Annotated in this window: 11 protein-coding genes; 10 read left to right on the forward strand and 1 reads right to left on the reverse strand. The window is 61.4% G+C overall.

Features of this window, described 5'->3' with window-relative positions; translation table 11 throughout:
* The first annotated feature begins 11 nt into the window (after nucleotides 1–11).
* The 9 genes from betI to yccS all read left to right on the forward strand — a co-directional run bounded on the left by betI (nucleotide 12) and on the right by yccS (nucleotide 13802).
* The gene (gene betI, locus BSF40_RS03885; RefSeq protein ID WP_007975486.1) at nucleotides 12–605 is read left to right on the forward strand and encodes a transcriptional regulator BetI; all 594 of its coding nucleotides are present in this window, start codon (nucleotides 12–14) and stop codon (nucleotides 603–605) included.
* Between the two features lie 60 nt (nucleotides 606–665).
* The gene (gene betB / locus BSF40_RS03890) at nucleotides 666–2138 is read left to right on the forward strand and encodes a betaine-aldehyde dehydrogenase (protein WP_095964152.1); all 1473 of its coding nucleotides are present in this window, start codon (nucleotides 666–668) and stop codon (nucleotides 2136–2138) included.
* A gap of 133 nt (nucleotides 2139–2271) precedes the next feature.
* Complete coding sequence (betA, locus tag BSF40_RS03895; protein ID WP_095964153.1) at nucleotides 2272–3972, forward strand: choline dehydrogenase; 1701 nt, start codon at nucleotides 2272–2274, stop codon at nucleotides 3970–3972.
* Nucleotides 3973–4232: 260 nt separating this feature from the next.
* On the forward strand, nucleotides 4233–5675 hold the full coding sequence (locus BSF40_RS03900; protein WP_095964154.1) for a TldD/PmbA family protein: 1443 nt from the start codon (nucleotides 4233–4235) through the stop codon (nucleotides 5673–5675).
* Complete coding sequence (locus BSF40_RS03905; protein ID WP_095964155.1) at nucleotides 5675–7012, forward strand: TldD/PmbA family protein; 1338 nt, start codon at nucleotides 5675–5677, stop codon at nucleotides 7010–7012. Before BSF40_RS03900 ends, BSF40_RS03905 begins: the two co-directional genes overlap by 1 nt.
* A 148-nt stretch (nucleotides 7013–7160) precedes the next feature.
* Entirely contained in the window at nucleotides 7161–8588 is a 1428-nt protein-coding gene (mdtD, locus tag BSF40_RS03910) for a multidrug transporter subunit MdtD (RefSeq protein ID WP_015097157.1), read from the forward strand.
* 105 nt (nucleotides 8589–8693) lie between these two features.
* Nucleotides 8694–10031: an ATP-dependent RNA helicase DbpA gene (gene dbpA, locus BSF40_RS03915; RefSeq protein WP_238540823.1), complete on the forward strand. Its 1338-nt coding sequence runs from the start codon at nucleotides 8694–8696 to the stop codon at nucleotides 10029–10031.
* Nucleotides 10032–10183: 152 nt separating this feature from the next.
* The gene (locus tag BSF40_RS03920; protein ID WP_095964156.1) at nucleotides 10184–11362 is read left to right on the forward strand and encodes an NAD(P)/FAD-dependent oxidoreductase; all 1179 of its coding nucleotides are present in this window, start codon (nucleotides 10184–10186) and stop codon (nucleotides 11360–11362) included.
* Nucleotides 11363–11618: 256 nt separating this feature from the next.
* On the forward strand, nucleotides 11619–13802 hold the full coding sequence (yccS, locus tag BSF40_RS03925) for a YccS family putative transporter (protein WP_095964157.1): 2184 nt from the start codon (nucleotides 11619–11621) through the stop codon (nucleotides 13800–13802).
* A 139-nt stretch (nucleotides 13803–13941) separates the two neighbouring features.
* Here the strand turns inward: yccS and BSF40_RS03930 are convergent, their stop codons facing one another.
* Nucleotides 13942–14679, reverse strand: a complete 738-nt coding sequence (locus BSF40_RS03930) for an ABC transporter substrate-binding protein (protein WP_095964158.1) — start codon at nucleotides 14677–14679, stop codon at nucleotides 13942–13944.
* Nucleotides 14680–14937: 258 nt separating this feature from the next.
* Between BSF40_RS03930 and BSF40_RS03935 the strand changes: the two genes are divergently transcribed.
* The gene (locus tag BSF40_RS03935) at nucleotides 14938–15390 is read left to right on the forward strand and encodes a GNAT family N-acetyltransferase (RefSeq protein ID WP_095964159.1); all 453 of its coding nucleotides are present in this window, start codon (nucleotides 14938–14940) and stop codon (nucleotides 15388–15390) included.
* Nucleotides 15391–15462 lie beyond the last annotated feature (72 nt).

Raw genomic sequence — 15462 nt, forward strand, 5'->3', positions numbered from 1 at the left:
AGATGTGCAAGATGCCCAAGGTCGGTATGCAACCCATCCGTCGCCAGCAGTTGATCGAAGCCACATTGCTGGCGGTCGATCAGGTCGGAATGGGGGACGCCAGCATTGCGCTGATCGCCCGTTTGGCCGGTGTCTCGAATGGCATCATCAGTCATTACTTTCAGGACAAGAACGGCCTGATCGCTGCCACGGCGCAGTACCTGATGAGTGTCCTCAGCGAGAACGTCACCGCGCGCCGTCAGGCGCTGACAGATGCAAGCCCGCGGGCGCATCTGCAGGTGATCATCGAAGGCAACTTCGACGCCAGCCAGGTCAATGGCCCGGCAATGAAAACCTGGCTGGCCTTCTGGGCCACCAGCATGCACCACCCGTCTTTGCACAGGTTGCAGCGGATCAACGATCACCGTCTGTATTCCAACCTGTGCTGCCAGTTCCGCCGTGTACTGCCGCTCGACGATGCGCGCAGTGCAGCCCGTGGCCTGGCAGCCCTCATTGACGGTTTGTGGTTGCGCGGCGCGCTGTCGGGAGATGCTTTCGACACCGGGCAGGCGCACCAGATCGCTTACGAATACATGGATTTCCAACTGGCCAAGCAGGTGAGTTAGAGCACACAGAACGCTCAACCACCGGACCGCGCCAATCACTGATGCACTTGCGAGGACTTTATGGCCCGTTTCGAATTGCAAAAACTCTACATCGATGGCGCTTACTCTGACGCCAGCAGCGACGCCACTTTCGAAGCCATCAACCCGGCTAACGGTGAAGTCCTCGCAAAAGTACAACGTGCCACCTTCGATGACGTCGAGCGCGCCGTCGTCAGCGCCGAAAAGGGCCAGAAAATCTGGGCCGCCATGACCGCCATGGAGCGTTCGCGCATCCTGCGTCGCGCCGTGGAAATCCTGCGTGAGCGCAACGACGAGCTGGCCGCCCTGGAAACCCTGGACACCGGCAAGTCGTACTCCGAAACCCGCTACGTCGACATCGTCACCGGCGCCGATGTGCTGGAGTACTACGCAGGCCTGGTTCCGGCCATCGAAGGCGAGCAGATTCCGCTGCGCACCACGTCGTTCGTCTACACCCGTCGCGAGCCGCTGGGCGTCGTGGCCGGTATCGGCGCGTGGAACTACCCGATCCAGATCGCCCTGTGGAAATCCGCGCCAGCCCTGGCGGCCGGTAACGCGATGATCTTCAAGCCAAGCGAAGTCACCTCGCTGACCACCCTGAAACTGGCCGAGATCTACACCGAAGCCGGCGTGCCAAACGGCGTGTTCAACGTCCTGACCGGCAGCGGCCGCGAAGTCGGCACCTGGCTGACCGAGCACCCGCGCATCGAGAAAGTCTCGTTCACCGGCGGTACCGACACCGGCAAGAAAGTCATGGCCAGCGCTTCGAGCTCTTCGCTCAAGGACGTGACCATGGAACTGGGCGGCAAGTCCCCGCTGATCATCTGCGACGACGCCGACCTCGATCGCGCTGCCGACACCGCGATGATGGCCAACTTCTACAGCTCCGGTCAGGTGTGCACCAACGGCACCCGCGTGTTCGTACCGGCCCACCTGAAAGCCGCTTTCGAAGCCAAGATCGTTGAGCGCGTTGCGCGCATCCGCGTCGGCAACCCTGAAGACGAAAACACCAACTTCGGCCCTCTGGTCAGCTTCGCCCACATGGAAAGCGTGCTGGGCTACATCGCCAAGGGCAAGGAAGAAGGTGCACGCCTGCTGTGCGGCGGCGAGCGTCTGACCGACGGCGAATTCGCCAAAGGCGCCTTCGTGGCCCCGACCGTGTTCACCGACTGCACCGACGACATGACCATCGTCCGTGAAGAAATCTTTGGCCCGGTGATGGCGATCCTCACCTACGAAACCGAAGAAGAAGTGATCCGTCGCGCCAACGACACCGAATTCGGCCTGGCCGCCGGTATCGTCACCCGTGACCTGAACCGCGCGCACCGCGTGATTCATCAACTGGAAGCCGGTATCTGCTGGATCAACGCCTGGGGCGAGTCCGACGCGAAGATGCCGGTTGGCGGCTACAAGCAGTCGGGTGTCGGCCGGGAGAACGGGATCAGCTCGCTCAATAACTTCACGCGCATCAAGTCCGTGCAAGTCGAACTGGGTGAGTACGTTTCGGTATTTTGATCAGCTGATCCAGCGACAAGCGGCAAGCTTCAAGCTGCAAGTAAAAGCAGATTGGTTTGCCGCTCCATCTCAGCACCGCTCGCTGCTCTCTCTTGCAGCTTGAAGCTTGCAGCTAGAAACTCCCGGAGGGCCTATGTCCCAAGAATTCGACTACATCATCATCGGTGCCGGCTCGGCCGGTAACACCCTGGCGACCCGTTTGACCGAAGACGCAGGCGTCACCGTCCTGCTGCTCGAAGCCGGCGGCCCGGACTACCGTTTCGACTTCCGCACACAAATGCCGGCCGCCCTGGCGTTCCCGCTGCAGGGCCGTCGCTACAACTGGGCCTACGAAACCGATCCAGAGCCACACATGGACGGGCGTCGCATGGAGTGCGGTCGCGGCAAAGGCCTGGGCGGTTCTTCGCTGATCAACGGCATGTGCTACATCCGCGGCAACGCCATGGACTACGACGGCTGGGCGAAACTGCCAGGCCTGGAAGACTGGTCGTACCTCGACTGCCTGCCCTATTTCCGCAAGGCGGAAACCCGTGACATCGGCCCGAACGACTACCACGGTGGCGAAGGCCCGGTCAGCGTGACCACGCCGAAAGCCGGCAACAACCCGCTGTTCCACGCCATGGTTGAAGCCGGCGTGCAAGCCGGTTACCCGCGCACCGAAGACTTGAACGGCTACCAGCAGGAAGGCTTCGGCCCGATGGACCGCACCGTGACACCGAAAGGTCGTCGTGCCTCCACCGCCCGTGGTTACCTGGACGTGGCCAAGAAGCGTTCGACCCTGACCATCGTCACCCACGCCCTGACCGACAAGATCCTGTTCGAAGGCAAGCGTGCGGTCGGCGTGCGTTACCTGGTCGGCGACGCTGAAGAGCGCGTTGACGTCAAAGCACGCAAGGAAGTGCTGCTGTGCTCCGGCGCCATCGCTTCGCCGCAGATCCTGCAACGCTCCGGCGTCGGCCCGGCCGAGCTGCTGAAAAAACTCGACATTCCGGTGGTCCACGACCTGCCGGGCGTCGGTGAAAACCTGCAGGATCACCTTGAGCTGTACCTGCAATACGCTTGCACCCAGCCAGTCTCGCTGTACCCGTCGCTGCTCCTGCACAACCAGCCGGCCATCGGTGCCGAGTGGCTGTTCAACGGCACCGGCATCGGCGCCAGCAACCAGTTCGAAGCCGGCGGCTTCATCCGCACCCGTCCGGAATTCGAATGGCCGAACATTCAGTACCACTTCCTGCCGGTGGCGATTAACTACAACGGCAGCAACGGTGTGAAAGAGCACGGCTTCCAGGCGCACATGGGCTCCATGCGTTCGCCAAGCCGTGGGCGCATCCAGGCCAAGTCCAAGGACCCACGCCAGCACCCGAGCATCCTGTTCAACTACATGGCCACCGAGCAGGACTGGCAGGAGTTCCGCGACGGCATCCGCCTGACCCGTGAAATCATGCAACAGCCGGCGCTGGACGCCTTCCGTGGTCGCGAGATCAGCCCGGGCATCGAGGTGCAAACCGACGAGCAACTGGACAAGTTCATCCGCGAACACGCCGAAACCGCGTTCCACCCGTCCTGCTCGTGCAAGATGGGCACCGACGACATGGCCGTGGTCGATGGCGAAGGTCGCGTGCATGGCATGCAAGGCCTGCGGGTGGTCGATGCCTCGATCATGCCGATCATCACCACCGGCAACCTGAACGCACCCACGATCATGATGGCCGAGAAAATCGCCGACAAGATCCGTGGTCGCAAGCCATTGCCACGCAGCACAGCCACTTACTATGTGGCCGGTGGCGCACCGGTGAAGGGCAAGCCGGTGCGGGAAGTGAGCCAGATCGCTTAACAACCGTTAAATTGCGGTGCGGCCTTCGCGAGCAAGCCCGCTCCCACATTTGATCTGGATGTACTGAAGATCCAGTGTGGGAGCGGGCTTACTCGCGAAGGGGCCCGGCCAGGCAATACCTCTCCTCCGGCAATCACTCGCAAATCCGATCCAAACTTGATCCTCCCCCCTCGCAGGCCTAATCTAGCGCCACGCAATCGTTTCACCCCTTCCCCTCGCAGCACCGCGCCATCGCCACTCCATAACCAGGAGGTTCACGAATGTTCGATTTCTACCCCCAGCTCAAGCAGCGCTTCGCTGCCTTGCGCACGGGTGCTGAATTCTTTTCCCTGCGTTATGTGCGCGAATCCGGGCAGTACCTGTCGGTGCGCAAGAACATCGCCGAACCGCCGAGCCTGAGCCGTGACGAAGGGGCGATGCTGACCGTGCGGGTCAACGGCGTCGAGGCCTATGCGGCGACCAACGATCTGTCGCAACAAGGCCTGCAGGCCGCCCTCGAGCGCGCCGAACTCCAGGCCCGTCGACTCAAGCCCCACGCCTTGCTGGACCTGCGTGAACAGGCTGTTTCCAGCGACCGTGCCGATTATTTTTCGCCGAACCTCGACCAGCCCTTCCCGTCCCTGAGCGACTGCTACCAACTGCTCGGCGCCGAGTCGGCCGCCGTGCCCAGGGACGAGCGTCTGGTGAACTGGCAGGTCAGCCTCGGCATCACTCACGTCGAGCAGATTTACCTCAATAGCGCCGGTGCCGAACTGCGCCAGGCCCAACGCTTTGTGTACCCTGGCCTGGATGTCACGGCCTACGACGGCAACGACAGCCAGACCCGCAGCCTCGGTCGCGAGAACTTCGGCCAGCAAGGCGCGGCGGACGTCATCAGCCGCTGTGGCCTGATCGGTGCCGGTGCCCAGGTGGCTGATCAGGCGCTGCAACTGCTGCTGGCGCCGAACGCGCCGCAGGGCAAGCGCGACCTGCTGCTGATGCCCGACCAGATGATGCTGCAAATCCATGAATCCATCGGCCATCCGCTGGAGCTGGACCGCATTCTGGGTGACGAGCGCAATTACGCTGGCACCAGTTTCGTCAAAGCCGAAGATTTCGGCCGACTGCAATACGGCTCCGGCCTGCTCAATGTGACCTTCGACCCGGACATTCCCGAGGAGCTCGCCAGCTACGGCCATGACGACGACGGCACGCCCGCCAGCAAACAGTTCCTGATCCGCGAAGGCCTGTTGCTGCGCCCGCTGGGCGGTGCGTTGTCGCAATTCCGGGCCGGCATGGACGGCGTCGCCAACAGCCGCGCCTGCGGCTGGAATCGTCCGCCGATCGATCGCATGGCCAACCTCAACATCGAGCCGGGCGATCAGTCCATCGAGCAGCTGATCGGCGGTATCGAACACGGCGTGCTGATGTCGACCAACCGTTCCTGGTCGATCGACGATGCCCGCAATAAATTCCAGTTCGGCTGCGAATGGGGCCAACTGATCGAAAACGGCGAACTCAAAGGCGTGGTAAAAAATCCCAATTACAGGGGCATCTCCGCGCAGTTCTGGAAAAGCCTCAGCGCCGTCGGTGATGCCAGTACCTTCAAGGTCCTCGGCACACCGAACTGCGGCAAGGGCGAGCCGAACCAGGTGATCCGCGTCGGCCACGCGTCACCGGCCTGCGTGTTCAGTAACGTTGATGTATTCGGAGGAGACGCCTGATGCATCCGTCAATCAGCCAGTCCGCATCGTTCAAAGCGCTGGTCAACAGCCTGCGTGCAGCGCTTCACGAGCCCGAACAGTTCACCCTCAGCTACGCCGCCGAATCCTCGGCCTTCATACGTTTCAACCACGCCAAGGTGCGTCAGGCCGGTCAGGTGCAGCAGGCGAGCATCGGCCTGAAACTGATCAACGAAGGCCGCCATGCCGATCTGCAAATCACTCTGGCCGGCGATCCCCAGATTGACCTGCAACGTTTGAACGAAGGTCTGCAACAGCTGCGCGACACCTTGCCGCTGCTACCTGCGGACCCGTATCTGCTGCTCAACCACAATGGCTGGCAGAGCAACAACGTACAGGCCCAACCGCTGCCGGACACCGAACAGGTGGTCGCGCAAATCACCCAGGCCGCCGAAGGCCTGGATCTTGTCGGTTTCTACGCTGCCGGACCGATCAGTCGTGGTTTTGCCAGTTCTTCGGGCGCCTTCGGCTGGCATCAGGCCAACAGTTTCAATTTCGACTTCAGCCTGTTCCACGAGAACGGCCAGGCGGTAAAGGCCAGCTATGCCGGGCAGGACTGGAACAGCGAGGGCTTTGCCAAACGCTTCGAGCAAGCCCGCGAGCAACTTGAGTTTCTGGGACGGCCGCTACGCACTTTGGCGCCCGGCCAGTACCGCGCTTACCTGGCACCGGCGGCGCTGGAAGAAATCATGGGCATGCTGTGCTGGGGTGGTTTCTCGGCACAGTCGATTGCCAGCAAAAGCAGCCCGCTGCAAAGGCTCTACGGTGGCGACAGCGCATTCAGCCCGCTGGTCTCGCTGGACGAAAAAGTCAGCGGTTCACTGAGCCCGGCGTTTTCCGACGAAGGTTATCCGCGCAGTGACCTGGGGTTGATCGTCAATGGCAAGGCCGGGGCACAACTGGTCAGTTCGCGCAGCGCCGCGGAATACGGTTTGACCGCCAACGGCGCCAGCGGCGGTGAATCCCCGAGTGCGCTGAACATGAAAGCCGGGGCATTGCCTGACGCGGACATCCTCAAGCAGTTGGGTACGGGGCTGTACATCAGCAACCTGTGGTACCTCAACTTTTCGGATCAACCGGCCGCGCGCCTGACCGGCATGACCCGCTTCGCCACTTTCTGGGTCGAGAACGGCGAGATTCAGGCACCGGTCAACACCATGCGCTTTGATGACAGTGCCTTCAGCCTGCTCGGTTCGCGGCTGGAAGCGTTGACCGAGGAGCGGGAGTTGTTGCTGTCGGCGAGCACCTACAGCCAGCGGGCGACGGCTTCGGCGTTGTTGCCGGGGGCGTTGGTCAGCCGACTAACGTTGACACTGTAAAAACGCATGCCCCTGTAGGAGCGAGCTTGCTCGCGATGGTCGTGAACGATGACGCGTGCTGCCTGGAAAAATGCATCGCCTTCACATTCATCGCGAGCAAGCTCGCTCCTACAGGAACGGAGTAAAGCTCACACTGACAAGAGGTCCCATGCCCAACCGCCCGCCTCTCGACGCTGTCACCGCCCGCTGGATACCCTGGGTCGTCGCCATTGCCTTCTTCATGCAGTCCCTCGACGGGACGATCCTCAACACCGCCCTGCCGGCCATGGCCCGCGACCTGGCCGAAGACCCATTGCGCATGCAGGGGGTGATCATTGCCTACATGCTCACGGTCGCCTTGCTGATTCCCGCTTCGGGCTGGATCGCCGATCGTTTTGGCACCAGGAAGATCTTCTTCAGTGCAATCCTGCTGTTCAGTCTCGGCTCGTTGCTCTGCGCATTGTCGAGCAGCCTGAGCCTGCTGATCGGCGCCCGGGTGATCCAGGGCCTGGGCGGGGCGTTGATGCTGCCGGTCGGGCGGCTGGTGGTGCTGCGCGCCTACCCGCGTTCGGAACTGGTGCGGATCATGGGCTTCATCACCATTCCCGGGCTGCTCGGCCCCTTGATCGGTCCGACCATGGGCGGCTGGATGGTGCAGTACCTGACCTGGCACTGGATCTTCCTGATCAACCTGCCGGTGGGGCTGGTGGGATGCTACGCCGTGTGGAAATTCATCCCGGACCTGCGCGGTTCCGAGCGCACCCGTTTCGACAGCCTGGGCTTCGTACTGTTCGGCGCAGCGATGATTCTGATCACCATCGCCATGGAAGGCCTGGGCGAGTTGCACCTGCCGCACCTGCGGGTAATGTTGCTGCTATTCGGCGGCATGGCGTGCCTGGCGGCGTACTGGTTGCGCGCGGGGCATATCGAAAACCCGTTGTTCGCGCCGTCGCTGTTCAAGACCCGGACCTTTGCCGTGGGCATTCTCGGCAACCTGTTTGCCCGCCTCGGCAGCGGCGCCCTGCCCTTTCTGGTGCCGTTGCTGCTGCAAGTGGCGCTGGGCTACTCGCCGTCCCAGGCCGGGATGAGCATGCTGCCGCTGGCCGCTGCGGCGATGATCGCCAAGTGGGTGGCCCGGCCGCTGATCGAGCGTTTGGGTTATCGCATCGTGCTGACCGGCAACACCCTGGCATTGGGCATCATGCTGGCGAGCATGGGCCTGGTCAGCGAGCAGACGCCGTATTGGCTGCTGCTGTGCCTGCTGGCGATTCTTGGCGCGATCAACTCCCTGCAGTTCACCGCGATGAACACCGTGACCCTGATCGACCTCGACGACGCCAGCGCCAGCAGCGGCAACAGCCTGCTGTCGGTGGTCGCGCAATTGTCCCTGAGCCTGGGCGTTGCCTGTGCCGGTGCGTTGCTCGGCGGCTTTACGGCGGAGATTGGCAATGATGGCGTGGACACGGTCCTGGGGGCATTCCAATTGACCTTCGTGACCGTGGGAATCATGGCGATGCTGGCCGCTACAATCTTCTCGCAACTGTCAAAAAATGACGGACGGCGAGTTAAACGTCCGGAAGAACACATCGAGCCTTAGGGCGAATGGCCATCGGACTGGTACACTGCGCGACATTTTGTTTTGCAGGCCAGTCCCGTGACCACCATCGCCACCGAATTTAATACTTTGCCGCTGTCTGCCGCCATGCTGGCTAACCTCGAATCCCTCGGTTATGCCCAGATGACGCCGATCCAGGCGCAAAGCTTGCCGGTGATCCTCAAAGGGATGGACCTGATCGCCCAGGCCAAGACCGGCAGCGGCAAGACCGCGGCCTTCGGCATCGGCCTGCTGAACCCGATCAATCCGCGTTACTTCGGTTGCCAGGCACTGATCCTGTGCCCGACCCGCGAGCTGGCCGACCAGGTCGCCAAGGAAATCCGTCGCCTGGCCCGTGCCGAAGACAACATCAAGGTCCTGACCCTGTGCGGCGGCGTGTCCCTCGGCCCGCAGATCGCTTCGCTGGAGCACGGCGCGCACATCATCGTCGGCACGCCGGGGCGCATCCAGCAGCACCTGCGCAAGGGCTCGCTGGTCCTTCACGGCCTCAACACCCTGATCCTCGACGAAGCCGACCGCATGCTCGACATGGGTTTCTACGATTCCATCGAAGAAATCATCATGCAGGCCCCGGAGCGTCGCCAGACCCTGTTGTTCTCCGCGACCTACCCGGTGGGCATCAAGCAGCTGGCCTCGAAGTTCATGCGCAACCCGCAGCAAGTGAAGGCCGAAGCGTTCCACGACGACACGCAGATCGAGCAGCGCTTCTACGAAATTTCCCCGGATGACCGCATGAGTGCGGTGACCAAGGTGCTTGGCCACTTCCGCCCGGCGTCCTGCGTAGCCTTCTGCTTCACCAAGCAGCAGGTTCAGGAAACCGTCGATCACCTGACCGCCAAAGGCATCTCCGCCGTTGGCCTGCACGGTGATCTGGAACAGCGCGACCGCGACCAGGTGCTGGCGATGTTCGCCAACCGCAGTACTTCGGTACTGGTCGCCACCGACGTTGCTGCCCGTGGCCTGGACATCGATTCCCTGGACATGGTGATCAACGTCGAGCTGGCCCGCGATTCGGAAATCCACATCCACCGCGTCGGCCGTACCGGCCGCGCCGGCGAGAAAGGCCTGGCGATCAGCCTGGTGGCACCGTCCGAAGCACAGCGTGCACAAGCCATCGAACAATTGCAGAAAACACCGCTGACCTGGGATCAGGTGGACAACCTCACCTCCAAGGGCGGTGGTCCGCTGTTGCCGCAGATGAGCACCCTGTGCATCGCTGGCGGCCGCAAGGACAAGGTCCGTCCGGGCGACATTCTTGGCGCACTGACCGGTGACGCCGGCATCCCCGGCGCCCAGGTCGGCAAGATCGCGATTTTCGACTTCCAGGCCTATGTGGCCGTGGAGCGCGGCGTCGCCAAGCAAGCCTTGCAGCGCTTGAACGACGGCAAGATCAAGGGCCGTTCGTTGCGCGTGCGCATCCTGTAAAAACGCATCGCCCCCTGTAGGAGCGAGCCTGCTCGCGATGGACGACAGAACACCGCTGGGTATCAGACACCCCGCGTTATCGTTGACGTCCATCGCGAGCAGGCTCGCTCCTACAGGTTTGTTTTGTGGTGAGTCATCAAGAGGACACCGTTTTGCGCTCTACCGAAGTCGTGATCATTGGCGCTGGCGCCGCAGGGTTGATGTGTGCACTGACCGCCGCCGGGCGCGGGCGCAAGGTGTTGCTGCTCGACCATGCCAACAAGGCCGGCAAGAAAATCCTGATGTCGGGCGGTGGCCGCTGCAATTTCACCAACATGTACACAGAACCGGGCAATTTCCTCTCGCAGAACGCGCACTTCTGTAAATCCGCCCTGGCCCGTTACACCCAATGGGATTTCATCGGCATGGTGGCCAAGCACGGCGTGCCGTACCACGAGAAAAAACTCGGCCAGCTGTTTTGCGATAACAAATCCAGCGACATCCTCGAAATGCTGCTGAGCGAGTGCGATCAGGTCGGCGTCAGCCTGCACCTGGACACTTCTATCCAGACCATCGAAAAGCTTGAGAAGGGCTATTTGCTGGACACGACCCTCGACCAGATCACCTGCGAATCCCTGGTGATCGCTACCGGCGGCCTGTCGATCCCGACGCTGGGCGCCACCGGCTTCGGTTACCAGGTGGCCAGGCAGTTCGGCCACGAGCTGCTGCCGACCCGCGCCGGTCTGGTGCCATTCACCATCACCGATCAGCTCAAGGTGTTGTGCACCGAGTTGTCCGGTACCTCGGTGGATTGCCTGGTGAGCTGCAACGACCAGAGCTTCCGCGAGAACATCCTGTTTACCCACCGCGGCCTCAGCGGCCCGGCGATTTTGCAGATTTCGTCGTTCTGGGAGTCCGGCGATACCGTCGAGATCAACCTGATGCCGGATCACGACGTGCCGGGCTGGCTGCAACAGCAACAGGCCGAACGCCCCAACAGCGAGCTGAAAACCCTGCTCGGTGAAATCTTCACCAAGAAGATGGCCAACCTGCTGGCGGACAACTGGTTCGTCTCCAAACCGATGAAGCAGTACACCCACGCGGAACTGGCTGACATCGCCGAGAAACTGGCGAGCTGGAAAGTCGTGCCGGCGGGCACCGAAGGTTATCGCACCGCCGAGGTGACACTGGGCGGTGTCAATACCAATGAAGTGTCGTCCAAGACCATGGAATCACTGAAAAGCCCGGGCCTGTATTTCATCGGTGAAGTGCTGGACGTCACCGGGCATCTGGGCGGATTCAACTTCCAGTGGGCCTGGGCCTCCGGTTACGCCGCGGCGCAGTACGTCTGACAAACACAAATCAAAATGTGGGAGCGGGCTTGCTCGCGAAGGCGGCCTATCAGTCAACATCTCTGTTGAATGTTATGGCCTCATCGCGAGCAAGCTCGCTCCCACAGGTTTCTCGGCCAGCCACAAAACTTGTGATCAACCCAGATCACCAATGCTCAAAGGAACAGATTTTGCTGTCTGATGTGATCGGCGCCATTGCGTCGGCGTCATTAGTGGCTCAATTTAGCGTCATTGCCTCGGAAGGCCTTCGCACTTCATGTCATCGACTTCGTTCCGCCAGTCTCTGCGGCGCCTTTGGGCGCTGGATAAATTCAGCTACAGCGTAAGGGTATTCATTGCCCTGACCGGCACCATGGCGCTGTGTTGGTATCAGGACGAAATGGGCCTGCTGATCCCGCTGTTCCTGGGGATTATCGCCAGTGCCCTGGCCGAGACCGACGACAGTTGGCAGGGCCGTCTCAACGCGCTGGCGGTGACGCTGGTGTGTTTCGCGGTTGCCGCCCTGTCCGTCGAACTGCTCTTCCCCTACCCCTCGCTGTTTATCATCGCTTTCGCCCTGGCCGCGTTCTGCCTGACCATGCTCGGCGCTCTCGGCGAGCGCTATGGCGCGATTGCTTCGGCAACCTTGATCCTGTCGGTCTACACCATGATCGGCGTGGACCAGCGTGGCGGCGCGGTGACCGACGTCTGGCACGAGCCGGTGCTGCTGGTGGCCGGTGCCGCCTGGTATGGCTTGCTGTCGGTGTTGTGGCAGGCACTGTTTTCCAATCAGCCGGTACAACAGAGCCTGGCGCGGCTGTTCCGCGAGCTGGGCTATTACCTGAAGCTGAAATCTTCGCTGTTCGAGCCGATCCGGCAGATGGACGTGGAGGCGCGGCGCCTGGAACTGGCCCAGCAGAACGGTCGAGTGGTGGCGGCACTGAATGCCGCCAAGGAAATCATCCTGCACCGGGTCGGCAACGGGCGCCCGGGGTCGAAGGTCAGCCGCTACCTGAAACTGTACTTCCTCGCCCAGGACATCCACGAACGCGCCAGCTCTTCACACTATCCGTACAACGCACTCGCAGAAGCGTTTTTCCACAGTGACGTCATGTTCCGCTGCCAACGCCTGTTGCGTCAGCAAGGCAAAGCCTGCCGTGCCCTGGCCGAATCGATCCAGATGCGTCAACCGTTCACCTATGACGCCAGTTTCACCGAGGCCCTCAGCGATCTGGATGCCTCTCTCGAACACCTGCGCATCCAGAGCAACCCGGCCTGGCGCGGCCTGCTGCGTTCGCTGCGGGCACTGGCGGCCAACCTCGGCACCCTCGACCGCTTGCTCAGCGATGCCAGCAACCCCGACGCCCTGGCCGACGCCACCGACAGCAGCTTGCTCGACCGTTCGCCCCGCAACCTCAAGGACGTGTGGGTTCGCCTGCGCACGCAGCTGACACCGACCTCGTTGCTGTTCCGTCATGCCCTGCGATTGCCCCTGGCGTTGAGCATCGGCTACGCCATGGTGCATTTGATTCACCCGTCCCAGGGCTACTGGATCATCCTCACGACGCTGTTCGTCTGCCAACCGAACTACGGCGCCACTCGCCGCAAACTCGGTCAACGGATCATTGGCACCGCCATCGGCCTGACGTTGGCCTGGGCGCTGTTCGACCTGTTTCCGAACCCGCTGATCCAGTCGTGCTTCGCCATTGCCGCCGGGGTGGTGTTCTTTACCAACCGCACCACCCGCTACACCCTGGCGACAGCGGCAATTACCTTGATGGTACTGTTCTGCTTCAACCAGGTGGGTGACGGTTATGGACTGTTCCTGCCACGGCTGTTCGATACCTTGCTCGGCAGCCTGATCGCCGGGCTGGCGGTGTTCCTGTTCCTGCCGGACTGGCAGGGCCGGCGCCTGAACAAAGTGCTGGCCAACACCCTGGCCTGCAACAGCATTTACCTGCGCCAGATCATGCAGCAGTACGCAGCGGGCAAAAGCGACGACCTGGCCTACCGCCTGGCCCGCCGCAACGCGCACAACGCCGACGCGGCGCTGTCGACCACGCTGGCCAATATGCTGATGGAGCCGGGGCATTTCCGAAAAGAAGCGGACGTGGGCTTCCGCTTCCTGGTGCTGTCGCACACGCTGCTCAGTTACCTCTCAGGCCTGGGAGCGCACCGGGAAACCCAACTGCCGGCAGACGTGCGTGAACAGTTGATCGAGGGGGCCGGGGTGAAACTGGCTGCCAGCATCGACGAGATCGCCCAGGGGCTGGCGAGCAAGGCTTCGATTGCGATCCAGAGCGATGAAGAAGAAGCACTGGCCAATGAGCTGGAACAGATGCCGGATGAAATCGATGAAGGCCAGCGGCTGGTGCAGACGCAGTTGGCATTGATCTGTCGGCAGCTCGGGCCGTTGCGGACACTGGCGGCGCATCTGATCAAGGACAGCGGTGAGGATTGAGATCTGTGCTGTCTGAGCGGCCCTCATCGCGAGCAAGCTCGCTCCCACACTGGATTTACATCGCTCACAGACCCCCTGTGGGAGCGAGCTTGCTCGCGATGGGGTCATCAGCATCAACACAGAAACTGGCACACCCCACTCACATCCCATGCTGCTTCATCAATTTTTCATAACTGCCATCCGCCTTCATCGCCGCAATCTCCCGGTCGAACCCGGCAACGATCTGCTCATGCTGCGGGTTCTTCAGGCTGACCAGAATATGCAGGCTGTTCTCGCTCAAGGCCTTGGGCAGGAATTCCACGGCGTTTCGTACCTTGGGTGACTCCCGGGCCAGGTAATAGCGGGCGACGTACTCATCTTCCAGTGTCAGTTTGACCCGGTCGGCAGCAACCATACGCACGGCCATGGCGAAGCTGTGCACGGGGACTTTCTGCAACGAGTCATCGTTGTCGAACCCGGGCGAATAGGCGTAACCGCGCACGATGGCAATCGGATAAGTGTGCAATTGCTGCAGGTTATGGAATTCGATGGGCGCGTCCTTACGCTTGAGAAAACGTACGCGATTGAGCAGGTATTCGCCGGAAAACTGGCCGAGTCTTGTCCGCTCCTCGGTGTACCAGGCGTTGACCAGCACGTCATATCGGCCCTCACCCAACCCCATCAAGGCCCGCGCCCAGGGCACTTGTTCAAACTCGCTGGCATAGCCAGCCCTGGCGAGCGCGGTACTGACAATGTCCGTGGCCAGACCACCATTGATGAGCGTGGCATCGGTAAAGGGTGGCCAGGCATCAGCGACCAACCGCAGTTTTTCTGCCGCTGCCCCCTGAACCAGCAACAGCAATCCAATCAAGGCAAAAGCTCGATGCAATCGCGGCATGCTAGAAAAATCCTTAGCGGGCGATTGCCCGACGTGTTTTCAGCCAAAACCCCAAGGCCCCTGATCCGGCAATACCCGGGTACTCAACATTAGCTCATCGAAGCCACAGCACAGCGCTTCGATCCAGATTACACAAAGAAGACATCCACGCGAGAAATGAATGATGGCATTTTGGCCTTTGTCACAGATTCTCCCGCCATAAAGACTTCTGGCGTGAGTGCGCTTAGTATCGGAACAACGTTTTCAGGGAATCAAAACATGACAGTCGATTGGATCTGCAAACATCACAGCGACCTGGGCAAGGAGCAGCTGTACGCCATTTTGCAGTTGCGCGCGCAAGTGTTCGTCGTCGAGCAACAATGCGCTTATCAAGACGTGGATGGCCAGGACCTGGAAGGTGACACTTGCCACTTGATGGCCTGGGACAGCAATCAACTGGTGGCCTATCTGCGGCTGCTCGACCCGGAACTGCAAGGCGGGGACGTAGTGATCGGTCGGGTGATCATTGCTCCACACGCACGAGGAGCCGGGCTTGGACATGCATTGATGGACCAGGCGTTAAAGCAGATTGAAGAACGCTGGCCGGAAACGCCGATCTACCTCTCAGCCCAGACACATTTGCAGGGGTATTACGGGCGGTACGGGTTTTTTGTGACGGGTGACGAGTTTGTCGAAGATGGCATTCCACACATTGGCATGCGTCGTCCGTAAGGGCCTCTTCGCGAGCAAGCCCGCTCCCACACTGGAATGCGGTCCCCTGTGGGAGCGGGCTTGCCCGCGAAG

It is taken from the genome of Pseudomonas sp. ACN5 (assembly GCF_002303975.1).
Lineage (GTDB): Bacteria > Pseudomonadota > Gammaproteobacteria > Pseudomonadales > Pseudomonadaceae > Aquipseudomonas > Aquipseudomonas laurylsulfatiphila.

What these genes read in the sequence shown, in the direction of transcription:
- betI (WP_007975486.1), top strand. Translation starts at nt 12, where the DNA reads ATGCCCAAGGTCGGTATGCAACCCATCCGTCGCCAGCAGTTGATCGAA.
- betB (WP_095964152.1), top strand. Translation starts at nt 666, where the DNA reads ATGGCCCGTTTCGAATTGCAAAAACTCTACATCGATGGCGCTTACTCT.
- betA (WP_095964153.1), top strand. Translation starts at nt 2,272, where the DNA reads ATGTCCCAAGAATTCGACTACATCATCATCGGTGCCGGCTCGGCCGGT.
- BSF40_RS03900 (WP_095964154.1), top strand. Translation starts at nt 4,233, where the DNA reads ATGTTCGATTTCTACCCCCAGCTCAAGCAGCGCTTCGCTGCCTTGCGC.
- BSF40_RS03905 (WP_095964155.1), top strand. Translation starts at nt 5,675, where the DNA reads ATGCATCCGTCAATCAGCCAGTCCGCATCGTTCAAAGCGCTGGTCAAC.
- mdtD (WP_015097157.1), top strand. Translation starts at nt 7,161, where the DNA reads ATGCCCAACCGCCCGCCTCTCGACGCTGTCACCGCCCGCTGGATACCC.
- dbpA (WP_238540823.1), top strand. Translation starts at nt 8,694, where the DNA reads ATGCTGGCTAACCTCGAATCCCTCGGTTATGCCCAGATGACGCCGATC.
- yccS (WP_095964157.1), top strand. Translation starts at nt 11,619, where the DNA reads ATGTCATCGACTTCGTTCCGCCAGTCTCTGCGGCGCCTTTGGGCGCTG.
- BSF40_RS03930 (WP_095964158.1), bottom strand. Translation starts at nt 14,679, where the DNA reads ATGCCGCGATTGCATCGAGCTTTTGCCTTGATTGGATTGCTGTTGCTG.
- BSF40_RS03935 (WP_095964159.1), top strand. Translation starts at nt 14,938, where the DNA reads ATGACAGTCGATTGGATCTGCAAACATCACAGCGACCTGGGCAAGGAG.